The sequence below is a fragment of the Halomonas sp. H33-56 genome, from assembly GCF_040147035.1.
Classification (GTDB): domain Bacteria; phylum Pseudomonadota; class Gammaproteobacteria; order Pseudomonadales; family Halomonadaceae; genus Halomonas; species Halomonas litopenaei.
On sequence record NZ_JAMSHP010000001.1, the window covers coordinates 3,113,888 to 3,137,210 of the forward strand.

Below are 23,323 nucleotides of genomic sequence, written 5' to 3' on the forward strand. Positions count from 1 at the left end.
GCTCAGTCCTCGTTGAGGGCCACGGCGGCTTCCACCAGACCGGCCAGGTGGAAGCGCTCGGGCAGCTTGCCGGCCACGGTCAGCTCGACCCGCTCGGACACCGCGTCCAGATTCACCTGGTCCATCACCTCACCGGCGAAGGCCAGGGTCAGCAGTCCACGTGCAGTGGCCTCATCCAGCCCGCGGGTACGCAGGGCAAACACCGCTTCCTCGTCGAGCTGACCGGTGGTGGCGCCGTGGGAACACTTGACGTCGTCGGCGTAGATCTCGAGCTCGGGCTTGGTGTCGATCTGGGCACGATCGGAGAGCAGCAGGTTGGCGTTGCTCTGGTCGGCCTCGATCTTCTGGCTGTCGCGCTTGACGATCACCTTGCCGTTGAACACGCCGTGGGCGCGGTCATCGAGGATGCCCTTGTAGTTCTCGTGGGAGAAGGTGTGGGGCGCGTTGTGGTTGGCCAGGGTGTGGTTGTCCACGTGCTGGCGATTCTGGCCGTAGAACAGACCATTGAAGGTCACCTCGGCGCCCTGGCCATTGAGGTCGCTGACCAGGTCGTTGCGCACCAGTCCACCACCGAGGGTGATGTTGAAGGAGGTGAACTGAGCGTCGCGGCACTGCTCCACATGGATACTGGCCACATGCAGATCCTGCTCGGGCGACTCCACCAGCTTGTAGTGGGTCAGGTTGGCGCCACGATCGAGCATCACCTCTTCCACCAGGTTGGTGAAGTTGGCGGCGCCCTCTTCACCCACATGGTGTTCGATCACGGTGGCCTGGCTGCGCCCGCCCGCCTCGATCAGGATACGCGGGTGGCTCATCACCGGCGCCTCGTTGGCCCGGGACAGGAACTGCAGCACGATGGGCTTGTCGACCACGGTGCCGGGCGCCAGGCGCACCAGCGCGCCCTCCTCGACGAAGGCGGTGTTAAGTGCCGAGAAGGCCGAGAATTCGACCCCGGTCAGGCGCCCCAGCGGGCCGCCGACGGCCTCGTGGTTCTCTTCCAGGGCCTGGGACAGCGGCTGCACCTGCACGCCACCCGGCAGCTCGGACAGGTCCGACAGGGCGCTGGAAAAGACGCCGTCGACGAAGGTCAGACGGTGGGCGTCCAGCGGCAGCGTCAGGGCAGCGGCGCTGGCCTGGGAAAACTCGGCAGAGCCTGTGAGCTGGAAGTCGGTGCGACTGATGGCGCGCACGTCGGTGTACTTCCACTCTTCGACGCGGCGATCGGGAAAGCCCATCGCCTCGAAGCGGGCCGCACCGGCCTGGCGCCGTGCGGCGATCCAGGTGGGTTCGCCGCGGCGCGCCTCGCTGCGCTCGTTCAGACGATCGAGAAAGCGTTGCACATCACTCATGCAGCGGGCTCCTCTACGACCCAGTCGTAGCCACGGGATTCGAGTTCATGGGCAAGCTCGGCGCCGCCGCTCTTGACGATCCGGCCGTTCACCAGCACGTGGACGTGGTCGGGCACGATGTAGTCGAGCAGGCGCTGGTAGTGAGTCACCAGCAGGATGCCGCGATCTTCACTGCGCAGCGAGTTGACCCCATCGGCCACCACCTTCATGGCGTCGATGTCGAGGCCGGAGTCGATCTCGTCGAGCATCGCGAGCTTGGGCTGCAGCACCAGCATCTGCAGGATCTCGTTACGCTTCTTCTCGCCGCCGGAGAAGCCTTCATTGACGGCACGCTGCAGGAAGCTGTTGTCCATCTTCATGAAGGACACCTTTTCCTTGATCAGCTTCATGAACTCGGGTGCCGGAATCTCGCCCTCGCCGCGCGCCTCGCGCTGGGCGTTGAGCGCCGCCTTGAGCAGGTAGATGTTCTTGACCCCCGGGATTTCCACCGGGTACTGAAAGCCCAGCAGCAGACCGGCCTGGGCGCGCTCTTCGATCTCCATCTCGAGGACATCCTTGCCCTCGAAGGTGATCGAGCCCGCGGTCACCTCGTAGCCGTCCTTGCCCGCGATGACGGCGGACAGGGTCGACTTGCCGGCGCCATTGGGACCCATGATGGCGTGCACTTCACCAGGCTGGATGGACAGGGTCAGACCCTTGAGGATTTCAGAGCCCTCGACGGTGACGTGGAGATCCTTGACTTCGAGCATGTAGACACCTTTGCGATGCCCGCCGCGCCGGGCGGCGGGAGAAAAACGAATAAGGGTGGAATGTAGCGCCGGGGATCAGCCCACCGCGCCTTCGAGCGTCACGTTGAGCAGCGCCTCTGCCTCGACCGCAAACTCCATCGGCAGCTCCTGGAAGACGTCCTTGCAGAAGCCGTTGACGATCATGTTGACCGCGTCTTCCTCGGAGATACCGCGGCTCTGGCAGTAGAACAGCTGGTCCTCGCCGATCTTGGAGGTGGTCGCCTCGTGCTCCACCGTGGCCGTCGAGTTGCCGATCTCCTGGTACGGGAAGGTGTGGGCACCGCAGGTATCGCCGATCAGCAGCGAATCACACTGGGTAAAGTTGCGCGCACCCTTGGCCCGCGGGCCGACCTTGACCAGACCACGATAGGACTGGTTGGAACGCCCGGCGGAGATACCCTTGGAGACGATGGTGGACTTGGAGCCCTCGCCCAGGTGGATCATCTTGGTGCCGGTATCGGCCTGCTGGCGACCGTTGGTCACCGCCACCGAGTAGAACTCGCCGATGGAGTCCTTGCCACGCAGGATGCAGGACGGGTACTTCCAGGTGATGGCAGAGCCGGTCTCGACCTGGGTCCAGCTGATGTGGGAACGGTCGCCACGGCAGTCGCCACGCTTGGTGACGAAGTTGTAGATGCCGCCCTTGCCGTCCTCGTCACCCGGATACCAGTTCTGCACCGTGGAGTACTTGATGCTGGCGTCTTCCAGCGCCACCAGTTCCACCACCGCGGCGTGCAGCTGGTTCTCGTCACGCATCGGTGCGGTGCAGCCTTCCAGGTAGGACACCTGGGCCTTCTTCTCGCACACGATCAGGGTGCGCTCGAACTGGCCGGTGTTGGCGGCGTTGATGCGGAAGTAGGTGGACAGCTCCATCGGGCAGGTCACGCCTTCCGGCACGAACACAAACGAGCCGTCGGTGAACACCGCCGAGTTGAGCGCGGCAAAGTAGTTGTCGCTGGTCGGCACCACGGTACCCAGGTACTGCTTGACCAGCTCCGGATAGTCGCGGATCGCCTCGGAGATGGAGCAGAAGATCACGCCGGCCTCGGCCAGCTTGTCCTTGAAGGTGGTGGTCACCGACACCGAGTCGAACACCGCGTCCACGGCGACGCCAGCCAGGGCCGCACGCTCATGCAGCGGGATGCCCAGCTTCTCGTAGGTTTCGAGCAGCTTGGGGTCCACCTCGTCGAGGCTCTGGGGCTTGTCTTCCTCACGCTTGGGCGCGCTGAAATACGAGATCGCCTGGTAGTCGATGGGCGGATAGTCCAGATGGGCCCAGGACGGCGCGGTCATCTTCAGCCACTGATGGTAGGCGTCAAGGCGCCAATCGAGCATCCACTGCGGCTCACCCTTCTTCTTGGAGATGAAGGCGATGGTGTCTTCATCCAGCCCCGGCGGGATCGTGTCGCTCTCGATGTCGGTCACGAATCCTTCTTTATATTCGCGACGGACGAGCTGTTCCATTTCCTGACTTGCCATGATGTGTCCCCTCCCGGACGGTTCGGTCGGCGGGCGTTACCCGCCCAGGGTAATGAAGTCGATGTCGATGAGGCGCTGGTCAGGCTTCCGCCGCCAGGCTGATGCTCTGGATCGGCAGGCGAATCGGCAGCTTCAGCGGCGCGCTGTCGGCCAGGTGCGCCAGGGTAATGCTGTCGAGCAGTTCGCGGATCGCCAGCGACACTCGCTGCCAGTTGTCGGCCACCCCGCAGGTGGAGGCCAGGTCGCATTCGCCATCGGCGTGGCTGCATTCGGTCACCGCCACCGGCCCTTCGATGGCCGCGATGATGTCGCTGGCGGTGATCTCCGAGGCAGGACGCGCCAGGTAGTAGCCACCCTGGGCGCCGCGCCGGGACACCAGCAGTCCCGCGCGCACCAGCATCTTCAGCGTCTTGCTCACCGTGGGGTGAGGCAACTGCACCGCTTCGGCGAGCTCTCCGGCGGCGTGCGGCTGCTGGGGGTGACGTGCGATCTGTGCCATCACCACCGCCGCATAGTCCGTCAACCGGGAAAGCTTCAGCATGCCCATCTCCTCGGGGAGTTCCCCTCGTCGGTGCAGGGCTCAGCCCCTGCTTCGATTGGGGACCATTTTAGTCCTGTATAACCTCCATGTGAAGAGCGGCACACATCTATCACGTCGATAGTCCTCACGTTCTCGGCACGATCGCCGCCGATAGACACATTAAAACCAATCATTCTCATTTACTTTAACTATGCGTCCGGGTTGACAGCCTCACCCCCAAGCATCAGATCCATCAATTCCCGTCATTGCAGATCGTCATTCATGATCAAACCAAATAGATACTTCATTCTGCTAAGCTTGTGCCGTATCAACGGCCAGTGAACGCAACGCCTCGCCTCTTGTAAGGCCGAGCCGATGACGTGTGTCCTGGCCCAGGGCCGTTCACAGGCCCGACTCACCCCGCCGCGAGGCCTCGACAGGAGCTATTGCCTTGGAACTGATTCAGTACGCCCTGGACAACGCCGACCTGCTGTTGTCCCGGACCCTCGAGCACATCTCGCTGGTGGGCGTTGCCGTCGGCATCGCCACCCTCACCGGGGTGCCCATCGGCATCGCCATCACCCGCAACGAGCGCGTCGCCCAGGCGGTGCTCTACGCAGCGTCGATCATCGTCACCGTGCCCTCCATCGCGCTGTTCGGGATCATGATTCCGGTGCTGTCGCTGATCGGTCAGGGCATCGGCTACCTGCCGGCGGTGATCGCGGTGCTGCTGTACTCCCAATTACCGATCATTCGTAACACCTACACCGCCATCAACAACGTCGACCCGGCCCTGCGCGAGGCTGCCCGTGGCATCGGCATGAGCCACCGCCAGCGCCTGCGGATGGTCGAGATCCCACTGGCGGTGCCAGTGATCATGGCCGGGGTGCGCACCGCCGTGGTGCTCAATATCGGTGTCATGGCGATCGCCGCCTATATCGGCGCCGGCGGTCTCGGCACCTTTATCAGCCGTGGTATCTCCCAGTCCGACCCGCGCCAGCTGATCGTCGGCGCGGTGGCGGTCAGCCTGCTGGCGATTATCGTCGACTACGGCCTGCTGGCGGTGCAGAAGCGCTTCACGCCCAAGGGCATGGAAGGCGCCGCCAACGCCGCCTGACCATTTGTGTTCCGGCAGTGTCGGGAAAATACCGCTGCGGCGGCTGGCGTCCTGTACGCCACACCGCCCGAGCGCAGCCGGAACGTCGACACGACAACAGGTGAGCCGCCGCCTCGACAGCGGCACCGTCGACGCCCATCGACGACCCGGAGCTCGCCGACGCCGACTTGCATACAAGGATTTGCTCATGATTCGTCTGGAAAACCTGACCAAGGTCTTCGATACGCCCAAGGGCGCGGTCGTCGCCGCCGACCACATCAACATGGAGGTCCCCAGCGGCGAGATCTGCATCCTGCTCGGCCCCTCCGGCTGCGGCAAGACCACCACCCTCAAGATGATCAACCGGATCGTGAAGCCCTCCTCCGGCAAGGTGTTCATCAATGGCGATGACACCACCGGCATGGACACCCAGGACCTGCGCCGCAACATCGGCTACGTCATCCAGCAGATCGGCCTGTTCCCCAACATGACCATCGAGGAGAACATCGCGGTGGTGCCCAAGCTGCTGGGCTGGGACAAGGCGCGCTACAAGGAGCGTGCCCGCGAGCTGATGCACATGATCGCGCTGGAACCCGACGCCTTTCTCAAGCGCTATCCGTCCGAGCTGTCCGGTGGTCAACAGCAGCGCATCGGTGTGGCCCGGGCACTGGCCGCCGATCCCCCCGTGATGCTGATGGACGAGCCCTTCGGCGCCATCGACCCGATCAACCGGGCGGTGATCCAGGATGAATTCCTGAAGATGCAGCAGGACCTGAAGAAGACCATCATGTTCGTCAGCCACGATATCGACGAGGCGATCAAGATGGGGGATCGGGTCGCGGTGTTCCGTGAGGGCAAGCTGGTGCAGTATTCGTCCCCCGACGACCTGCTGGCGGCGCCGAAGAATGCCTTCGTCGAATCCTTCCTGGGCGAGGACCGCGCGCTCAAGCGGCTGAATCTGGTCAAGGTCGCCGAAGTGGTCAGCGATGAGATCGGTACCGTCAAGCCGGAGGACACCCTGACCACGGCGCTCGCACGCATCGACGACTTCGGCTACCAGAATTCGATTCTGATGATCAACGACAAGCGCCAGCCGGTGGGCCTGATCAGCCGCTCCCTGGCCCGCACCACCAAGGGCTACTGCCGCGACCACTTCCAGAACGTGCCGGCCACGGTGAGTCTCGACGACGACCTGCGCAAGGTGGCCTCGCTGATGTTCGCCCAGGACATCACCTGGCTGCCCTGCGTCGACGAGGAGGGCCGCGTCTGCGGGCAGATCACCCAGCGCGCCATGACCCACCACCTGGGCGCCCGCTTCCGTACCAAGCAGCGCGAGACGTCCGCCGTGGCCGCCGAGCCCAAGGAGTGAGCCGATGCTGATTCGAAGCCTGAAAAGCGCCGGACTCGTCCTTGCCCTGATTGTCATCTTCCTGCTCGGGGTATGGGCCCAGGCCAGCGGCGCCATCGATGACTTCCTGTGGTACCTGCCCGATGTCCAGTATCTGGTGGTCCAGCACCTGTGGCTGACCTTCCTGTCGGGCAGCCTGGCGATCCTGGTCGCGATCCCGCTGGGGGTGTGGCTGTCGCGCCCGAGCATGGCCAAGGCCGCGGAATCGATGATGCAGGTGCTCAACGTCGGCACCACCATCCCCACCCTGGCGGTGCTGGCGCTGTCCATGAGCTTTCTCGGCATCGGCACCGTGCCGGCGGTGTTTGGCCTGTTCGTGGCCACCCTGCTGCCCATCGCGCGCAACACCTACGCCGGACTCAAGGGCGTCTCGCCGGCGCTCAAGGAGGCCGCTGCCGGGATCGGCATGTCACCGACCCAGCGCCTGCTCAAGGTGGAACTGCCCAATGCCCTCTACGTCATCTTCGCCGGTATCCGTACCGCCCTGACCATCAACGTCGGCACGGTGCCCCTGGCCTTTTTGATCGGCGCAGGCGGACTGGGTGAGCTGATCTTCACCGGCATCGATCTCTACGATCCGATCATGATGCTGTCCGGGGCCATCCCCACCGCCCTGCTGGCGATCCTGGTGGACGCCCTGGTGGCCGGCGTGGCCTTCATCGTGGTGCCGCGCGGCGTCAATCCGGCGCGGGCCTGAACACCTGGGCTTTCCAACAACGACACCCTGCAAGGAGATATTCGCATGAAGACCCTGATGACCACCCTGACCGGCCTGGCCCTGTTTACCGCTACGGCTACCGCCACGACGACCGCCAGTGCCGACGAGATCGTGATCGGTGGCAAGAACTTCACCGAGCAGCAACTGCTGGCCAGCATGACCACCCAGTATCTGGACGGCCTCGGCTACGACGTCGACACCCGCGCCGGCATGGGCTCGGCGGTGCTGCGCCAGGCTCAGGAAAACGGCCAGATCGACCTCTACTGGGAGTACACCGGCACCTCGCTGATCAACTACAACGACGTCACCGAATCGCTGTCCGCCGACGAGACCTACCAGCGCGTCAAGGAACTGGACGGCGAGAAGGGCCTGGTGTGGCTCGAGCCGTCCGCCGCCAACAACACCTACGCGCTTGCCATGCGGGCCGAGAGCGTCGAGGAAACCGGCATCAGTACGCTGTCCGACCTGGCGTCCGTGGTGAACGACGGCGAAGAACTTGCCTTTGCCATGAACGCCGAGTTCTACGCCCGCGAAGACGGCTGGCGTCCGCTGCAGCGCGCCTACGACTTCCGCGTCGAGCGTGGCGCCGTCAAGCGCATGGACTCCGGCCTGGTCTATCAGGCGCTGCGCGACGGCCAGGTCGATATCGGCCTGGTGTTTGCCACCGACGGTCGTGTGCCGGCCTTCGACTTCCAGATCCTCGAAGACGACCAGGGCTTCTTCCCGGCCTACGCCCTGACCCCGGTGGTCCGCCAGGACACCCTGGACGCCAACCCGGAACTCGCAGAGCAGATGAACGCGCTGTCGGCACTGCTCGATGACGACACCATGGCGAGCCTCAACGCCCGAGTGGATGTCGAGCGCGAGACCATCGAGGACGTCGCCGAGTCCTTCCTCGAGGACAACGAACTACTGTGACCCTTCAAGGCCCCCGTTCGGGGGCCTTTTTCTTAGGCGCTGTCCGAAAAGTCGACGAGCGAAGGTTAGACAAGGCAAAAATCGGTGAGAAAGCGCAGTTTACGGGGTGTAAATGAGCATGTTGATCCGATTTTTAACGCCGTATTACCGAGCGCAGGCACTTTTCAGACAAGCCCTAGCTCGCCAGCGTGCGGCAACCGGGCACTCAACCAGCAACCACCGGTCGCCCCACCTCCTCCCTTGCTGCTCCCCTGTTCGACAAAGGACCTCCCCATGAGCACTTCCCGGGACGTCATCCACTGGATCCTCACGTCTCCCCTCGACCGCCTCGATGACGCTCAGTGCCACCACGCCAAGCGCTGCCTGATCGACCTGATCGGCGTCGCCGCCGGCGCCACCGACACTACCCTGGCCGAGCACGCACGGCGCTACGTCAGGGTGCAGCACGCGGGGGATCGCCCCTTGCTGTTCGCGTCATCAACGGCGTCCGCTACCGGCGTCGCCCTGCACGGCGCCTGGCTGATCGATGCACTCGACGCCCACGACGGCCAGGTGCTGACCAAGGGCCACGCCGGCGTTGCCATCCTGCCGGGACTGCTGGCGCTGCCCGAGATCGAGCAGGTCAGCGGCAGGGATTTTCTCGGCCTGCTGGCGATGGGCTACGAGATCGCCACCCGGGCCGGCATCGCGCTGCACGCCTCGAGCCCCGACTACCACACCTCGGGGGCGTGGAATGCCCTCGGTGTGGCAGCGGTGACCGCGCGCCTCAAGGGCCTCGACCCGGCCCAGCTGGAACACGCCCTCGGCATCGCCGAATTCTATGGCCCGCGCAGCCAGATGATGCGCTGCATCGATCACCCCACCATGCTCAAGGATGGCTCCGGCTGGGGTGCCCAGGCCGGCGTCGCGGCCACGCTGCTGGCCGAGGACGGCTTCACCGGCGCCCCGGCGGTGACCCTGTGCGACGAGCAGCAAGCCGCGGTATGGGGAGATCTGGGACGGCGCGACTACCTGTCGGAACAGTACTTCAAGGCCTATCCGGTATGCCGCTGGGCCCAGCCGGCGGTGGAGGCGGTACTCGCCATACCCGCCGCCGAACGCCAGGTGGAGAACATCGAACGCATCGAGATCACCACCTTCCACGAGGCCAGGCGCCTGCACACCGTCGCCCCGACCACGACCGAACAGGCCCAGTACAGCCTGCCCTGGTCGGTCGCCTGCGCCCTCGATCGAGGCACCATCGACGTCGCCGCCATCAGCAGGGATCTCGGCGACGACGATCTCGTGGCGCTGTCACGGCGGGTGACGATCACCGAATGCGATGACTACAACGCACGCTTTCCGGCCGAGCGCTGGGCCAGCGCTACGCTGCACCTGCGCGATGGTCGCCGTATTCAAAGCCCTGCCATGGAAGCCCGTGGCAATCCTCACAATCCGCTGAGCGATGACGAGATCGCAGCCAAGTTTCAGGCCCTGGCGAGCCCGGTGCTGGGCGCACGCGCCAATGAGATCGAGGAGGTCGTCGGCACCCTGGAAACACGCCCCATCGGCGATCTGCTGAGGTTGCTGGGACAACCTTGAACGCGCGAGCCCTGGGCGTCGAACATGACGGGAGGTGGCTCGGGTTAAGAAGGGTGACAAGCGCCTGCTTTCGTCGGCGCTTGACCCAGGTCGTCTCGCCGTCTGTCTCAATGGCGTATAGAAGATGTTGCTGTCAGGCATTTTTTCGGCCCCGGGCGGTCCGGGGCCTCAAACGGAGCCGCTTCTATGGACACTCGCTTCTATCTCCTTATCGCCGTGGTCCTCGTCGGGCTAGCCGTCATCCACTGGATCGGCTTTCGCCTGCTCAAGCGCAAGCTGCAGCCGCCCCAGGAAAGCGACGCCATCCGCGACGCAACGCCCGGCCGCACCAGAGACAACAGCGACAGCAGCGAGGAACGTTGATCCGCCGGGCAAATTGCGGCACCTTGTGGCGCCCTGCCCCCACCCTCAGGAATTCCAGCAATGCAGCATCAGGCCAAGCAGCATCAGGACCAGCTACAGGTCGCCTGCGCCCAGATCAACGCGCGCCTTGGTGACGTCGAGGCCAATCTCGCCCATCACCTCGACGTGATTCATGACGCCCGCCGTCGTGGCGTGGAATTGCTGGTCTTTCCCGAGCTCTCGTTGACCGGTTACGGCCTGGGCCCGCGGGTGCTGGAGGTGGCCATGCCATCGGAAGACCCACGGCTGGTCCAGCTGGCCAAGGCGGCCGCCGGCATGCAGGTCATCGTCGGCTTCGTCGAGGAAGCGAGCCCCGGCGAGATCTACAACGCCCTGGCGATCCTCCAGGACGGTCGCATCGCGGCGGTCCACCGCAAGCTCAACCTGCCCACCTACGGCGGACTCGAGGAAGGCAAGTGGTTCAGCCATGGCGCCAGGCTGACCGAGGTGGCGGTACGCCCCGGCTGGAGCACCACCTCGATGATCTGCGCCGACCTGTGGAATCCGGCGCTGGTGCATGCCGCCCTGCTGGCACGGCCGACGGTACTGTGTGCACCGATCAATTCGGCCTCCGGCATCGTCTCCGAGGACTTTTCCAACGAGGAAAACTGGGCGCTCAACGTGCGCTTCTACGCCATGACCTACGGCACACCGGTGTTGATGGCCAACCGCTATGGACCCGAAGGCGACAGCCACTTCTGGGGCGGATCGCGGATCCTCGGCCCACGCGGCGAGAGCCTGGCCGAGGCCGAGGATCGCGAGACCCTGATCTGCGCCGAACTGTCACGTACCGCCATCGCCAGGGCACGCTTCGAACTGCCGACCCTGCGTGACGCCGACAGCCCCCTGATTCGCGAACTGATGAGCGGCTATCGCTGATACAGCGCCGGTTCGCGTAGCGCTTTCGACACCGGTATCGACAGCGCTTTCGACAACGGTATCGAGACGCCCGGCGCCGAGAATTCTCAAGGTGAAAATGCTAGGATAGCGCTTCCATCTTGCAGACAATTTTCGGCGCCACCTATGACAACATCGTCTCGATCCTGCGGCCTTTCCTCTCCTTCTTGCCTGCTCGTCATGGGCGTATCCGGTTCGGGAAAATCGTATATCGGCAAACTGCTGGCCGAACGAACCGGCGCGTTGTTTATCGACGGTGATGACCATCACAGCCCCGAAAACATCGCCAAGATGTCCCGCGGAGAACCGCTCACCGACGAGGATCGGCAGGGCTGGCTTGCCACCCTGGCAGGGCTCTACCGGGAGCATCAGCAGCAGGGGCAATCGCTTGTCATCGGCTGCTCGGCGCTCAAGCGCCAGTACCGGGACCTGCTGCGTGAAGGAGCACCCGCGCTGGAGATTCTTTATCTGCATGGCAGCCACGAGGTCCTGCTGGAGCGGCTGAACAGCCGTGGACAGCACTTCTTCGCCGGCGAGCACATGCTCAGGAGTCAGCTCGCCACCCTGGAGATGCCAGGCGATGACGAGGCCATCCGTTGCGATATCCAGATGACCCCCGATGCCATCATCGATGACTTCCTGGCACAGCTTGCGAGCCGTCGATAGTCCCGCATGCCAGCGCTGAACGACCTGTCGCAGTGAGACCCGACCCGACCTCGGTATCGCCCTTTCCTGACAGGCTGCTGTCAGCTTTTTTATCGGTGATAGCGCGAAGGCAAAGTTTCTCGCCCATGCAGCAGTAATGAAGCCCGTAGAATTGTCACCAAGTCGTCATGTTGCAACTCTGGTCGACCACCAGTACCGACGGCGAACAGCGTTGACCGCATCCCGGCAAATCGCGGCAACAACCGGCCGTCGACAACGGAACGTCGACATCAGCGCGTCGCTGGTCAGTACGTAACTCGTCAGCACGTTATCGGACGGCACGTTACTGATTAGTCAGTACAGTTGGCCAGCGCGTCGATATCAGCAGACAGGAGGCTCCCATGACAGATCCAATGGTAGGCAAGACGTTTGAATTCAACTGTGACGGCACCACCTGGGGCGTCGTCTTCGAGAATGCCACCCGCATGCGTCATCGCCTGGGCGGCAATTCACCGTCCCAGAAAGCTCAGGACATCAGCTCCGCCTACCTGGCGACCCCGGTCGATGAGCACCGGATCTTCGTCTACGGACTCGAGGAGCAACAGCTGGCGCTGCGCTACGTGCTGGATTTCAACGACATGACCTTTGTCGGTCATGGTGCCTTTGACGGTCTGTCCTCCACCGCCAGTGGCGAGTTCCGCCCGTCCTGAATCCTGGCGGCCGCGCCTTGATATGGCCACGCCGTACCTGCTAGTCGCCTGGTTCTTGGTACCTAAAACCTGAAACCTGGCACCTGGCACCTGGCACCTGGCACCTGGCACCTGGCACCTGAAAACAGTCTAGATAGGCATCAAGCACCAGCGGACATCAAGGACCGTCGAGAAACTGCATCGGTCGCCGGTCCTTGATGCCTGTGATGGCCCATTTGGGCCACCCCTCAGGCTTCGGCCTCGACTCCCCACCGCTGGCGTGCAGAGATCATCGCTGATGACATGACGCCGATGATCAAGACACTGGTGATCAGGCCTTGGTGACTAGGCTTGGGTGACTAGGCTGGGGTGACTAGGCCTGAGTAATTCAGCCCTGGTGACATGGCCCAGACAATCAGCCCGCGCGGTGGCGTTCGGCCAAGGCAACCAGCCCGGCCAGGGTAGCCTTGTCGCTGTCGACTTCCTCGACGCGAATGCCCTGGCGCTCCAGCGCCTGGCGGTAGAGCGGATTGAGACTGGACGAGCCGACCAGTACCACCGCGCCCTGGTGGTCCAGCAGATGCTCGCGCTGGGCCAGCACTTCGGCGCCGATCAGCACCCCGGACAGAAAACTGCCCACCTGGTGGGCGCCAAGTCCTGCGTACAGGTGGCGGCTTCGGCCTTCGAACAGGGCGTGCATCAAGCCCGCCGGATGGTCCGCCGCCGCCAGCCCCTGGGCAAAGCCATCGGCGTCGTGGGCGTCGCTGCCCCTGGCCGGCTCTCCCGGCAGGGTATGAAACCGCACCGCATGATAGAGCTCGCCGGTCATCACCGTGGAGAAGTCGATCAGCCGCTCTCCTTCCAGACGGGCCCACTTGCTGTGGGTGCCCGGCAGACAGCAGACCCCGGCGGACAAGCCCAGCAGCGCCAGTGCACCGAAGGCCTGGATCTCCTCGCCGCGCATCACGTCGACGTGATCCTCGCGCACCACCTTGAGGCCAGGCACGATCCAGGCGTTGTCCAGCCCCGGCGCCGCTACGACATTGTCGGCCAGGTCGGTGGCCGAACGCGGCACCTCGAGCTGCGGTGCTTCGCTCCAGCCCCGCGCCGAGCCGACCATGCCCGACAGGTAGACCGGCACTTCACCGCCCTTTCGCCAGGCCCCGACCTGGGCCTCGCAGTAATGCGGGAATTCGTCCGTGCTCAACGACTTGAGCCCGGCATCCGAGCGCACGCTATCGAGACACTCGCCGCTGTCGCGGTCCACCAGAAAGGCCCGAAAGTTGCTGGTTCCCCAGTCAATGGCGATCAGCCGCCGGCTCATGCGCCACCCCCTTGCTGGCCTGCCTGGTCAGCCGCCAGACGCTGCCATTCGGCCACCAGCTCGCGTGCGATCTCCCCCACCTCGACGGCGCTGCGTCCGGGCTTGTAGAGGTTGCTGCCGAAACCGAAGCCGGCGATGCCGACGGCATGCCACTCGGCCATGTTGGAGCGATCGATACCGCCCACCGCCAGCACCGGCAGGCCCTTGGGCAGGATCGCACTGATGTCCTTGAAGTAGCCGGTGCCCAGGCGTGCCGCCGGGAACAGCTTGAGTGCCATCGCCCCTGCCCGCGCCGCGGCCAAGGCTTCGGTCGGGGTCATGCAGCCGATCATCGGCGCAAGCCCACGTTCGGCGCCCAGCGCCACCAGCTCGGCCTCGGTGTTGGGGGTGATCATCAACGGCGCCCCGAGCTCGGCAAGCCGTGCGGTATCGTCTTCGTCGAGCACCGTGCCGGCACCGATCAAGACGTCGTCGGGGCAACAGGCCACGGCGCGCTCGATGCTGACCCAGGGCTCAGGCGAGTTGAGCGGAATCTCGATCAGCCGGAAACCGGCCTCGACCAGGGCGTGACAGACCGGCTCGATCTCGTCCGGCGTGATACCACGCAGGATCGCCACCAGCGGCGTCTCGGCCATGGCAGCGTCCAGCACGCGACGTTGAGCGTCGTTCATCGCAAAGTCCTCGAAGTCGAAAAGAAGGAAAACTCAGCCCCATGATAAAGCGAAGGGCGGCTGATGCCGCCCTTCGCCGTCAGGGTTCAGACCTAGTTGACTAGCCACATGGCCATTTCGGGCCACACCAGCAGCGCCGCGAGCACGCACAGTTGCAGGGCGATAAAGGGCAGTACCGAGACGAAGATGTCCTTGAGGCTGATCTCCGGTGGCGCCACGCCCTTCAGGTAGAAGGCCGCAGGTCCGAACGGCGGCGACAGGAAGGACACCTGCATGTTCACCGCGAACAGGATGCCGAACCAGATCGGGCTGTAGCCCAGCTGCACGATGATCGGCACGAAGATCGGCAGGGTCAGCATGGCCACCCCGATCCAGTCGAGGAACATGCCGAGCACGATCAGGATCGCCATCATTACCAGGATGATCACGATGGGCGAGACGTCCAGATCCATGATCATGCCGGAGATGAAGCGGTTGCCGCCCATCAGGTTGTAGACCCCGACCAGGGCGGCGGCGCCGATGCCGATCCAGATGATCATGCCGCAGGTCACCAGGGTCTGGGACAGGCTCTGGTGCATCATCGAGAACGAGAACTCGCCCCGGGCCAGCACCGCCAGCAGCACGCCGAACACGCCCATGGCCGCCGCCTCGGTGACCGAGGCCACGCCGCCGTAGATCGAGCCCAGCACCATGAAGGCGATCAGCGCCGGCACGATGATCGAGCGCAGCGCGGCGCCCTTGGAGGCGAAGCCGGCGTTGCGGTCCTCCTCGCTCATCGGCGGGCCCATGGCGGGGTTGCGCAGGCAGCGCACCAGCACATAACCGATGTAGGACAGCATCAGGATCACCGCCGGGGTGATCGCCGCGGTAAACAGGTCGGCGATGGAGACGCTGGCGATCAGGCCGTAGATGATCAGCACGATGGACGGCGGCATCATGGTACCGAGCGCCCCGCCGGCGCAGACCACGCCGATCGACAGGTGCTTGTCGTAGCCGAGGCGAAGCATCTGCGGCAGCGCCAGGATGCCGAGCAGCACGATCTCGCCGCCGATGATGCCGGACAGCGCGGCCAGGAAGAACGCCACCACCACGGTCTGCACGGCGACGCCCCCGGGCAGTCGCCCGGCGAACACCCGCATGGCGTTGAACAGATCCTTGGCGATGCCCGATCGGTCGAGCAGCGAGGCCATCAGCACGAACATCGGCACCGCCACCAGCGAGTACTCGGTGACGAAGCCATAGACCCGGCTGGTCACCAGCGGCAGGGCGTTGGGGCCGAACCAGCCGAAGGTAAAGGCCAGCGCCACCAGGCCGGTGATAAAGGCCAGCGGCAGGCCGGTGACCAGCAGCGCGAAGATGGCGCCGACCAGCAGCAGGGTTCCGTCTGCGATGCTCATCAGTCAGCGCCTCCTTCGGGTGCGTCGGGGGCGGGCTTGCCCTTGATCGACTGGATCAGGTGAATCAGCGCCTGGACGCACATGATCGCCACCGCGGCGAGGATCATGCCCTTGACCAGGGCGGGGAACGGCGGGTTCCAGGAGGTGCCGGAGCGCTCCAGTTGCCACTCGCCGAGGGGGTTGTGGGAGGCGCCATAGAACATCACCCAGGCGGCGTAGGTCATGCCCAGGCAGAAGCCGAAGGTGACCAGGTCATTGAAGCGATCGAGCCACAGCCGGAACCTCGGGCCCACGGCGTCGTAGAGCACCTTGACCCGGATATGGCGGTTGGAGGCCAGCGCGGCCGGGCCGCCGAGACAGAAGCTGACCGCCACCAGCATGACCACGGTCTCGTGGACCCAGGAGGTGGGCGCGCCGAAGCCGTAGCGCATGATCACCTCATAGACGCTGATGGCCATGGCGATGAACACCAGCCAGGCGGCGAACTGGGCCACCCGAACCACGCCACGGTCGAACCGACTGCGCACCACATCGGGGGCACGCTCGGGCGTCTTGTCCGTTGACGGATCGGGTGATGGGTCGGGCCCAGGCCCTGCACGTGTCTCGTCACTCATGAGACATCCTCGACATTGATGTATCGCGACGCCCGTGATCTATCGCCCCAACGGGCGCGGACATCGCAAGATGAAAAGGAGGGGGCGGTGCCTCGGCACCGCCCCGGGTTCCACTGGCGTACGCCAGCGAGGCTTACAGCAGGTTGTGGTTCTCGAGGTAGGCCACCACGGACTCGTAGAATTCCTGGGTGATCTCGTTCTTCTCGGCCCAGTTCTCCCACTCCTGCTTGGCGATATTGCGGAACGCCACGCGCTCCTCCTGCGGCAGGTCGATGATCTCGATATCCGGGTTCTGGCGAGCCTCGCGCACGGCTTCCATGTCGCGGGTCTTGAGCTCAGCCACCATCTCGTAGGCCAGGGCGTCGACCGAGGTCTCGAGGATGCCCTTCAGGTCATCGGAGAGGCTGTCCCAGACGTCCTTGTTGAGCGACACCGCCACCATCGGCAGCGAGTGGAAGCCCGGGTACAGCGGGTACGGCGCGAACTCGTGCAGCCCCTGGGCCTGGTTGGTGGCGAACACGGTGTAGTCGGCGGCGTCGATGACGCCCTTCTCGAGGCCGGTATAGACCTCGGAGCCCGGCAGGTTGACCGGAGTCGCGCCGGCGGCCTCGAAGATGTTGTAGACCATGCCCTCGGGTGCACGCAGCTTGAGGCCCTGCATGTCGTCGATGGAGCGCACCGGCTTGGTCGACGGCAGCGACTCGAGGCCAGTGGCGGCGGCGCCGATCAGGTGGACGCCGTAAGGTTCGACCAGCTTGTTGTAGAGCTCTTCGCCACCGGCGTTGTTCATGTAGTCGAGGAAGTCGTAGGGATCGCTCCAGGCGCCTACCAGGTTGCCGATCATGCCGAAGGCCGGGTTCTGGCCGGTGAAGTAGCTCGGGTCGGTCAGGTGGCCCTGAAGAATGCCGGACTGCACGGCCTGCAGGGTCTGGTTGGCCTGGACCACGGCGTTGACCGGCAGGATCTCGATGGAGATGCGGCCGTTGGACATGGTCTCGACGTTGTCGGCCCAGGCCTTCTTCATCTCGAACTGCGGCTCACCCGCGGTCTCGGAGGTCTGGAAGGTCCACTCGTACTCGGCCGCCTGGGCAGAGGTCGCCGTTGCCGCGAGGATCGCCGCGCCCAACGTCGTGAGCGCGGAACCAGAGAACTTGAGCTTGGTGCTTGCCATCATGGGAATCTCATCCTTCTTGTTGGCGAGTTGCAGGGAATTCGGGAGCGTCGAAGGTGGTCTCGATCGTGGCGGGCGACCTTGTCACCCCTTCGAGACCCAGGTCCTGCCCGGTGCGCTCCAGTACCGCGAGAGCCGCTCGGGCGGCTTCCTGCGGCTGGCGAAGCCGGATCGCCTCCATCACCCGGCGGTGACGATCCATGCTGTCGTTGAGCCTGTCGGCGCTGTGGTTGGAGCGTTCCACCAGCAGCGCGATGGCGGGTTTGAGAACGTGGCTGATCTGGGCCCACACCAGATTGTGCGATGCGGTAAAGATCGCCTCGTGAAAGGCCACGTCATACTCGTCGTGGCTCTTGCCATCAAAGCGTAGATCATCGTTGGCCAGCGCTTCGATCATGCCCTCATAGGCCGTCTCGATGGCCAGCAGATCGGCGGCGGTGGCGTGCTCGGCGGCGAGACGGGCGACAAAGGGCTCCACCGCCACGCGAAAGGCGAAGACTTCGCGCTGGATCACCGGATTGGGATGGGCAAAACGCGCCAGCCAGCCGCTCACCCTGGGGTCCAGCAGGTGCCAGCCCTCCAGTGGTTGAACCCGAGATCCCTGGCCTGAGATCCGCGTGATCATGCCCGCCGCCACCAGCACCTGCAGCGCACTGCGCACGGTGGAACGGCTGACTTCGAAGCGCTCGCACAGATCCACTTCCCTGGGCAGGAAGTCCCCCGGCGCATACTCACCGGCGAAGATCGCCTCGGCCAGGGCATCGGCGATGTCCGGGCGCGCGCGACGCGTGGAAGTGGAACTTGCCGACATGGAGCCATCCATACAGGGAACGAGAGAAATCAGACATGTAGCACCATGTGTCGGACGGCGCTACACGCTATGTCCGACATAGCTTGACGAAAACGTATTTCAAACGCCTTTAGACTTTAGTCATGATTGGGTAGCGCCCTGCCGCCACGCCCTGTCCATGGCGCTCCTCGGGGAACCTCGCTGATTCGGCACAGTCGTAGTGGATAGACCTCGGACCCAGGAAGACAATCGCCCCCTTTACGAAACAGACCGACTGGTCTATTGTGGCGACCGTACACCTATCGATGATCACGGAGCGAGGCGTGAATCCGAGTGACCCTCGGCCACGCTTCGCACTCTCCGGAACGACAGCCAATCGACTTCCGGTTCATCACGCAAAGGAGGCATGATGCAGTCGAACTACTACACCATCAGCGAGTATCCCACCGGCACCCCCAGCCAGGACGTCTTCAAGCTCAAGCAGCAGGACCTGCCGGCGCTGGCTGACGGTGAAGTGCGCATCCGCAATCGCTGGCTGTCGGTGGACCCCTACATGCGTGGGCGCATGAGCGGTGTCACCACCTATATCGAACCCTTCGAGCTCGAGGCACCGCTGGAAGGAGCCGCCGTCGGCGAGGTCATCGAATCCCGTGACGATCGTTTCAAGGTGGGTGACAAGGTCAGCCACATGGGTGGCTGGCGAGACGTGGCCCAGCTGCCCGCCGACGGCGTGACCGCCCTGCCCGATCTGGACGTGCCGGAACAGGCCTACCTGGGCGTGCTGGGCATGCCGGGGATGACCGCCTGGACCGGCCTGAATGCCATCGCCGAGATGCAGCAGGGTGACAATGTGCTGGTCAGCGCCGCCAGCGGCGCGGTGGGCTCTCTGGCGGTACAGCTGGCGAAGGCCAAGGGTGGTGTTGTGGTCGGCCTGGCCGGCAGCCAGAAGAAGCGCGACTGGCTCGAGTCCCAGGGCGTGATCGCGGTGGACTACCGCGACAAGGACGCCGCCACCCTCAGCGAGGATCTGGCCAAGGCCTGCCCGGACGGTTTCGATGTCTACTACGAGAACGTCGGCGGTGTCTGCCTGGAAGCCGCGCTGAACAACCTCAGGGTCGGCGCCCGCATCGCCGTGTGCGGCATGATTTCCCGCTACAACGATGAAGGCCCGGCACCGGGACCGGCCAACCTGGCGATGATCCTGATTCGCCGAGCGCGCATGCAGGGCTTTATCGTGTTCGAGCACTGGGACAACTACCCGGCCTTTCTCAAGGACGTCGGTCCCAAGGTCGCGGCCGGCGAGATCGACTACCAGGAGACCGTGCGCGAGGGCCTCGAGGCCACGCCGGAAGCCTTCCTCGACCTATTCAAGGGGGCCAACACCGGCAAGATGCTGGTGCGCCTGGGCTGATTGCTGATTGCCCTTGCTGGACGATTGACCCAGACACCGCCTACGGGCGGTGTCTCTGGTTCAGCACTGCTCGAATGACCGCCGCGCCGTCAACGGCCACGGCTGGCAATCATCACGCCGGACACCACCATCAGCATGCCCACCGCCGTGACCCCACCGATCGTCTCGTCCAGCGCCCACCAGGCCAGCGCCGTGGCCGCCACCGGGGTAAGCGAGCCCAGCGCCGAGGTCGCCTCGGCCCCCAGCCGTCGAATCGCCACGCCCATCAGCAGGCCAGACCCCAGCCCCACCAGGATGCCCTGCACCACCAACTGCACCAGCCACTCCTTCGTGGGCACCAGATGCAGGGACAGCCCCCCCGCCCCGCTCGCCTCGAGCCCGATCACCGTCAGCACAATGACCAGTCCACTGGGCACCGTGACCACCGCCGTGGCCTCGAGCGCCGACAGACCGCTCTGACGCACGCTGAGGGTGAACACCGCCCACATCACGCTGGACAGCAGGAACATGCCCTGCCCCAGCAGCAGGCTCTGCGAGCCCTGTCCCCCGGACGCCAGCAGGCAGACGACGCCGAGTCCGATGGCGACCAGGCCGGCGGCACGCCCCCGCGACAACGGCTGAGCGAAGACCCAAACCGCCAGGGTACTGACGAACAGCGGCGCTGCCCCGGGGATCAGGGTGCTGCCGTGGGCCACCGGGGCCAGCCCCATGCCCACCGCCCCCAGCAGGAAGAAGGGTATGCCGGCGCCGGCCATCATGCCGACCAGCCACACCGGGTTGACCGCCAGCAGACGCTGGCGCCGACGCAGCGCCAACGGCAGCAGCGCCAGGCCAGGCACGGCGTAGCGAAACAGGGTCAGGTCGAGCGTTCCCAGTGGTGACAGCGCCCCTTGGCGCAGCGACAGGAAGTAGCACGACCAGATCAGCACCGCCCCCAGCGCAGCGGCGACCCCCAACAGGGCGCGCCGGGGAGAGGCGACAAGCGGTGCCACCTGGGTCAAGGAAGACGACATGAAAGAACTCCGTGAGGTTCGATGGGCGCCTGAACGAGCCCCCTGCTGACCCTCAGTCTGCCGCCAACGGTCGGGCAAATGCAGGCAAAGACAACGACGCGCTGGACCCATATTGGCAGGACATGCCAATATTTTTCTTCGACCCGCAAGATTGAGCCAATCCGTTGAAAACACTGGACCGTATCGATCGCCATCTGCTCGCCCTGCTCCAGCAGGATGCACGACTCACCAGCCACCAACTGGCCGAGCGGGTGGGGCTGTCGCCGTCACCCTGCGCCAGGCGCATACGCCGGCTGGAGCAACAGCGGCTGATCCAGCGCTACCGCGCCGAGCTGGACCGCGAACGCCTGGGGCTGGGGCTGACGGTGTTCGTCCACGTCAAGCTCAGCCGCCACCAGGACGCCCTGGTGGAAGCCTTCGAAGCCGCCGTGGCGGACATGCCCGAAGTCATCGAGTGCCACACCGTGTCCGGCGCCTTCGACTATCTGCTGCAGATCGTCAGCGCCGACCTGAAAGGCTACGAGCGCTGGGTGCGACAGCTGCAGACCCTGCCCATGGTCAATACCGTGGATTCGAGCTTTGCCATCCGTGCCGTCAAGCGCGCCGGCGCCCTGGATCTGCGCGACGCCCGTCCAACTGACGACGATTCGTAAGGCTCCACACGAGGATCCGCTGCACAGCCCCACCAGGCAGACGTCGCCTCAGCCGGTGATCACGGCTGACGCAGCTTCGCCAGCATCGAGCCTAGCTGACGTCGGCGCTTCACTTCGGCGTCATCAATCGTCAAGCTAGGGTCGATCCCATTGCCGTCCGGGCCCACGTACCGCCACCCAGGAGAGTTGCATGCCGACCCCGCCCGCTCCCCCACGCCTGACCCTGGAGGTCTTCAGCGATCTGCGCTGCCCGTTCTGCTACCTGGAGTTGCCCGAACTGGAGGCGCTGGAAGACAGGTTCGGTCATGACATCCGCGTCGTCTGGCGCCCCTTCGAGCTGCGCCCCGAGCCGGAACCTGCCCTCGATCCCCACTGCGACTACCTGAACGAGCTGTGGCGAGACGCGGTGCTGCCGATGGCTCAGGAGCGAGGTCTGAGCATGCGCCAGCCGAACATCCAACCACGCTCGCGTCTGGCCCTGGAAACGCTGGCCTGGGCCGAGCGCCGCTATCGCGACACCCCGTCAGCCAGCCAGGTCGCTGCGCTGCGAAAGGCCCTGTTCAGCGGCTTCTTCGAAGATAGCCTGGACCTGTCGGATCCCCGCGCCCTGGCCGAGATCGCCAATCAACTGGGGCTGGACGGCGCGGCACTCGAAGCGAGTCTTGCCGCCGGTGAAGACCGCGAGGCGGTACAAGCTTCCCGCGAGGAAGGTCAGGCGCTGGGGGTTCACGGTGTTCCGGCGCTGCGCTTTCTGGTCGACGGCGAACACGCCGGCATCCTGTCCGGCGCCCAACCCAGGCGCCAGATCTTTCTTGCGGTGGAACGCCTGCAGGATGCCCTGCGCCAGCATGAGGGCAAAAGGACGTCATGAGTGACCGCACACGTCCGGTGGTGGTGATCGGTGGCACCGGCTTTGTCGGTGCTGCCGTGGTGCGCGAGCTCTACTTCGCGGGCCATGCGGTCCGCGTGGTGGCCCGCCACCCGAGACTTCCGGAAGAGGTGGAAGACGGCGATCCGGTCGAGGCGATCCAGGCGGATATCGAGGATCCGGAGAGCCTCAAGGCGGCCCTTGAGGGGGCCAGCGCGGTGATCAACGCGGTCAGCCTCTACCGCGAGAGTGGCAAGCGCAGCTTCGAGCAGGTGCATGTCGAGGGCGCCGCCAGGCTGGCGCGGCTCGCCCGGGAGGCGGGCATCGATCGCTATGTGCTGCTGTCCGGCATCGGCGCCCGGCTCGATTCGCCCTCGCCCTACGTGCGCGCCAGGGCGAGAGGCGAACAGGCGGTGATGGGCGAGATACCTCGCGCGGTCATCGTTCGCCCCAGCGCCCTCTATGGCCAGCAGTCAGGCCTGGTGGCGACCCTGGCAAGGCTGGTGAAGATGCCGCTGGTGCCGCTGTTTGGCGCCGGAGAGATGCGCCTGCAACCACTCCACGTGGGTGATCTGGCCAGCGCCCTGGCACGCCTGGCCACCCGGGCGAGCCTGCCCAGGGCGCTTTACGAACTGGGCGGGCCCGACCCGCTGCGCTACCGCGATCTGGTCACCCAGGTGGCGCGACACCTCGGCAGAGAGCCCAGGTTCATCAAGGTCCCCCTGCCCCTGTGGCACGCCCTGGCACTGGCCCTTTCGCCCTTGCCCTCGCCGCCGCTGACCCGCGATACCCTGTGGCTGATCAGCGAAGATAATCTGGTCGCCTACGGCGTCGGCAGCTTCGCCGACCTGGGCCTCAATCCGCGCAGCCTGCGCGACAGCCTGCCGCACTGTCTGCCAACGCAGGCGGGCTGAGCCCGAC

Annotated in this window: 24 protein-coding genes; 13 read left to right on the forward strand and 11 right to left on the reverse strand. The window is 65.0% G+C overall.

Translation table 11 applies throughout. The features are described 5' to 3' along the window. Positions 1-2: 2 nt before the first annotated feature. The 4 genes from sufD to NFH98_RS13375 form a co-directional block, all read right to left on the reverse strand. Positions 3-1,349, reverse strand: a complete 1,347-nt coding sequence (gene sufD, locus NFH98_RS13360) for a Fe-S cluster assembly protein SufD (protein ID WP_349622855.1) — start codon at positions 1,347-1,349, stop codon at positions 3-5. Next, positions 1,346-2,098 (reverse strand): Fe-S cluster assembly ATPase SufC, encoded by a 753-nt coding sequence (gene sufC / locus NFH98_RS13365; RefSeq protein WP_045995118.1) that lies wholly within the window; start codon positions 2,096-2,098, stop codon positions 1,346-1,348. Before sufC ends, sufD begins: the two co-directional genes overlap by 4 nt. A 75-nt stretch (positions 2,099-2,173) precedes the next feature. Further along, positions 2,174-3,616 carry a Fe-S cluster assembly protein SufB gene (sufB, locus tag NFH98_RS13370; protein WP_045995117.1) on the reverse strand — a complete coding sequence of 481 codons (1,443 nt, stop codon included), beginning with the start codon at positions 3,614-3,616 and terminating at the stop codon, positions 2,174-2,176. A 79-nt stretch (positions 3,617-3,695) separates the two neighbouring features. Then, positions 3,696-4,157: an SUF system Fe-S cluster assembly regulator gene (locus NFH98_RS13375; protein ID WP_045995116.1), complete on the reverse strand. Its 462-nt coding sequence runs from the start codon at positions 4,155-4,157 to the stop codon at positions 3,696-3,698. Between the two features lie 430 nt (positions 4,158-4,587). On the opposite strand from NFH98_RS13375, the gene NFH98_RS13380 reads away from it, so the two are divergent. The 9 genes from NFH98_RS13380 (at position 4,588) to NFH98_RS13420 (ending at position 12,511) form a co-directional block, all read left to right on the forward strand. After that, on the forward strand, positions 4,588-5,253 hold the full coding sequence (locus tag NFH98_RS13380; protein ID WP_045995115.1) for an ABC transporter permease: 666 nt from the start codon (positions 4,588-4,590) through the stop codon (positions 5,251-5,253). A gap of 187 nt (positions 5,254-5,440) precedes the next feature. Continuing rightward, positions 5,441-6,601, forward strand: a complete 1,161-nt coding sequence (locus tag NFH98_RS13385; protein ID WP_108133011.1) for an ABC transporter ATP-binding protein — start codon at positions 5,441-5,443, stop codon at positions 6,599-6,601. Between the two features lie 4 nt (positions 6,602-6,605). After that, a complete protein-coding gene (locus NFH98_RS13390; RefSeq protein WP_349622856.1) occupies positions 6,606-7,337 on the forward strand; it encodes an ABC transporter permease in 732 nt (243 codons plus the stop codon). 45 nt (positions 7,338-7,382) lie between these two features. Continuing rightward, the gene (locus tag NFH98_RS13395; protein WP_349622857.1) at positions 7,383-8,276 is read left to right on the forward strand and encodes a glycine betaine ABC transporter substrate-binding protein; all 894 of its coding nucleotides are present in this window, start codon (positions 7,383-7,385) and stop codon (positions 8,274-8,276) included. 273 nt (positions 8,277-8,549) lie between these two features. Then, positions 8,550-9,857: an MmgE/PrpD family protein gene (locus NFH98_RS13400; RefSeq protein ID WP_349622858.1), complete on the forward strand. Its 1,308-nt coding sequence runs from the start codon at positions 8,550-8,552 to the stop codon at positions 9,855-9,857. Between the two features lie 186 nt (positions 9,858-10,043). Further along, on the forward strand, positions 10,044-10,220 hold the full coding sequence (locus NFH98_RS13405) for a hypothetical protein (protein ID WP_349622859.1): 177 nt from the start codon (positions 10,044-10,046) through the stop codon (positions 10,218-10,220). A 60-nt stretch (positions 10,221-10,280) separates the two neighbouring features. Further along, complete coding sequence (locus NFH98_RS13410; RefSeq protein WP_222516705.1) at positions 10,281-11,138, forward strand: nitrilase-related carbon-nitrogen hydrolase; 858 nt, start codon at positions 10,281-10,283, stop codon at positions 11,136-11,138. Between the two features lie 198 nt (positions 11,139-11,336). Continuing rightward, positions 11,337-11,822, forward strand: a complete 486-nt coding sequence (locus NFH98_RS13415) for a gluconokinase (protein WP_311767531.1) — start codon at positions 11,337-11,339, stop codon at positions 11,820-11,822. A gap of 380 nt (positions 11,823-12,202) precedes the next feature. Further along, positions 12,203-12,511: a hypothetical protein gene (locus NFH98_RS13420; RefSeq protein WP_045995291.1), complete on the forward strand. Its 309-nt coding sequence runs from the start codon at positions 12,203-12,205 to the stop codon at positions 12,509-12,511. 394 nt (positions 12,512-12,905) lie between these two features. Here NFH98_RS13420 and NFH98_RS13425 read toward each other — a convergent pair whose 3' ends face one another. The 6 genes from NFH98_RS13425 to NFH98_RS13450 all read right to left on the reverse strand — a co-directional run bounded on the left by NFH98_RS13425 (position 12,906) and on the right by NFH98_RS13450 (position 18,478). Then, on the reverse strand, positions 12,906-13,814 hold the full coding sequence (locus NFH98_RS13425; RefSeq protein WP_045995290.1) for a 2-dehydro-3-deoxygalactonokinase: 909 nt from the start codon (positions 13,812-13,814) through the stop codon (positions 12,906-12,908). After that, positions 13,811-14,485: a 2-dehydro-3-deoxy-6-phosphogalactonate aldolase gene (locus NFH98_RS13430; protein WP_349622860.1), complete on the reverse strand. Its 675-nt coding sequence runs from the start codon at positions 14,483-14,485 to the stop codon at positions 13,811-13,813. The genes NFH98_RS13425 and NFH98_RS13430 overlap by 4 nt, the downstream gene beginning before the upstream one ends. A 92-nt stretch (positions 14,486-14,577) precedes the next feature. Further along, positions 14,578-15,882: a TRAP transporter large permease gene (locus NFH98_RS13435; protein WP_124803967.1), complete on the reverse strand. Its 1,305-nt coding sequence runs from the start codon at positions 15,880-15,882 to the stop codon at positions 14,578-14,580. Beyond that, entirely contained in the window at positions 15,882-16,496 is a 615-nt protein-coding gene (locus tag NFH98_RS13440; protein WP_124803969.1) for a TRAP transporter small permease subunit, read from the reverse strand. Before NFH98_RS13440 ends, NFH98_RS13435 begins: the two co-directional genes overlap by 1 nt. A gap of 133 nt (positions 16,497-16,629) precedes the next feature. Then, a complete protein-coding gene (locus NFH98_RS13445) occupies positions 16,630-17,670 on the reverse strand; it encodes a TRAP transporter substrate-binding protein (protein ID WP_108449155.1) in 1,041 nt (346 codons plus the stop codon). 7 nt (positions 17,671-17,677) lie between these two features. Further along, on the reverse strand, positions 17,678-18,478 hold the full coding sequence (locus NFH98_RS13450) for a FadR/GntR family transcriptional regulator (RefSeq protein WP_045995058.1): 801 nt from the start codon (positions 18,476-18,478) through the stop codon (positions 17,678-17,680). 388 nt (positions 18,479-18,866) lie between these two features. On the opposite strand from NFH98_RS13450, the gene NFH98_RS13455 reads away from it, so the two are divergent. Then, positions 18,867-19,868 (forward strand): NADP-dependent oxidoreductase, encoded by a 1,002-nt coding sequence (locus tag NFH98_RS13455; protein ID WP_213228770.1) that lies wholly within the window; start codon positions 18,867-18,869, stop codon positions 19,866-19,868. Positions 19,869-19,957: 89 nt separating this feature from the next. Here NFH98_RS13455 and NFH98_RS13460 read toward each other — a convergent pair whose 3' ends face one another. Next, positions 19,958-20,881 (reverse strand): DMT family transporter, encoded by a 924-nt coding sequence (locus NFH98_RS13460; RefSeq protein WP_124803971.1) that lies wholly within the window; start codon positions 20,879-20,881, stop codon positions 19,958-19,960. 164 nt (positions 20,882-21,045) lie between these two features. On the opposite strand from NFH98_RS13460, the gene NFH98_RS13465 reads away from it, so the two are divergent. From NFH98_RS13465 to NFH98_RS13475, 3 genes are all read left to right on the forward strand, one after another. After that, positions 21,046-21,534, forward strand: coding sequence for an Lrp/AsnC family transcriptional regulator (locus tag NFH98_RS13465; RefSeq protein ID WP_349622861.1), 489 nt, complete (start codon positions 21,046-21,048; stop codon positions 21,532-21,534). 190 nt (positions 21,535-21,724) lie between these two features. After that, a complete protein-coding gene (locus NFH98_RS13470; RefSeq protein ID WP_349622862.1) occupies positions 21,725-22,405 on the forward strand; it encodes a DsbA family oxidoreductase in 681 nt (226 codons plus the stop codon). Then, the gene (locus NFH98_RS13475) at positions 22,402-23,316 is read left to right on the forward strand and encodes a complex I NDUFA9 subunit family protein (RefSeq protein ID WP_349622863.1); all 915 of its coding nucleotides are present in this window, start codon (positions 22,402-22,404) and stop codon (positions 23,314-23,316) included. The genes NFH98_RS13470 and NFH98_RS13475 overlap by 4 nt, the downstream gene beginning before the upstream one ends. The last annotated feature ends 7 nt before the right edge of the window (positions 23,317-23,323 follow it).

Coding starts and splice junctions, on each gene's coding strand:
- NFH98_RS13475 (WP_349622863.1), top strand. CDS start 22,402: ATGAGTGACCGCACACGTCCGGTGGTGGTGATCGGTGGCACCGGCTTT.
- sufC (WP_045995118.1), bottom strand. CDS start 2,098: ATGCTCGAAGTCAAGGATCTCCACGTCACCGTCGAGGGCTCTGAAATC.
- NFH98_RS13455 (WP_213228770.1), top strand. CDS start 18,867: ATGCAGTCGAACTACTACACCATCAGCGAGTATCCCACCGGCACCCCC.
- NFH98_RS13450 (WP_045995058.1), bottom strand. CDS start 18,478: ATGTCGGCAAGTTCCACTTCCACGCGTCGCGCGCGCCCGGACATCGCC.
- NFH98_RS13395 (WP_349622857.1), top strand. CDS start 7,383: ATGAAGACCCTGATGACCACCCTGACCGGCCTGGCCCTGTTTACCGCT.
- NFH98_RS13410 (WP_222516705.1), top strand. CDS start 10,281: ATGCAGCATCAGGCCAAGCAGCATCAGGACCAGCTACAGGTCGCCTGC.
- NFH98_RS13435 (WP_124803967.1), bottom strand. CDS start 15,882: ATGAGCATCGCAGACGGAACCCTGCTGCTGGTCGGCGCCATCTTCGCG.
- NFH98_RS13415 (WP_311767531.1), top strand. CDS start 11,337: ATGGGCGTATCCGGTTCGGGAAAATCGTATATCGGCAAACTGCTGGCC.
- NFH98_RS13405 (WP_349622859.1), top strand. CDS start 10,044: ATGGACACTCGCTTCTATCTCCTTATCGCCGTGGTCCTCGTCGGGCTA.
- NFH98_RS13390 (WP_349622856.1), top strand. CDS start 6,606: ATGCTGATTCGAAGCCTGAAAAGCGCCGGACTCGTCCTTGCCCTGATT.
- NFH98_RS13400 (WP_349622858.1), top strand. CDS start 8,550: ATGAGCACTTCCCGGGACGTCATCCACTGGATCCTCACGTCTCCCCTC.
- NFH98_RS13445 (WP_108449155.1), bottom strand. CDS start 17,670: ATGATGGCAAGCACCAAGCTCAAGTTCTCTGGTTCCGCGCTCACGACG.
- sufB (WP_045995117.1), bottom strand. CDS start 3,616: ATGGCAAGTCAGGAAATGGAACAGCTCGTCCGTCGCGAATATAAAGAA.
- NFH98_RS13375 (WP_045995116.1), bottom strand. CDS start 4,157: ATGCTGAAGCTTTCCCGGTTGACGGACTATGCGGCGGTGGTGATGGCA.
- NFH98_RS13385 (WP_108133011.1), top strand. CDS start 5,441: ATGATTCGTCTGGAAAACCTGACCAAGGTCTTCGATACGCCCAAGGGC.
- sufD (WP_349622855.1), bottom strand. CDS start 1,349: ATGAGTGATGTGCAACGCTTTCTCGATCGTCTGAACGAGCGCAGCGAG.
- NFH98_RS13430 (WP_349622860.1), bottom strand. CDS start 14,485: ATGAACGACGCTCAACGTCGCGTGCTGGACGCTGCCATGGCCGAGACG.
- NFH98_RS13460 (WP_124803971.1), bottom strand. CDS start 20,881: ATGTCGTCTTCCTTGACCCAGGTGGCACCGCTTGTCGCCTCTCCCCGG.
- NFH98_RS13440 (WP_124803969.1), bottom strand. CDS start 16,496: ATGAGTGACGAGACACGTGCAGGGCCTGGGCCCGACCCATCACCCGAT.
- NFH98_RS13420 (WP_045995291.1), top strand. CDS start 12,203: ATGACAGATCCAATGGTAGGCAAGACGTTTGAATTCAACTGTGACGGC.
- NFH98_RS13470 (WP_349622862.1), top strand. CDS start 21,725: ATGCCGACCCCGCCCGCTCCCCCACGCCTGACCCTGGAGGTCTTCAGC.
- NFH98_RS13425 (WP_045995290.1), bottom strand. CDS start 13,814: ATGAGCCGGCGGCTGATCGCCATTGACTGGGGAACCAGCAACTTTCGG.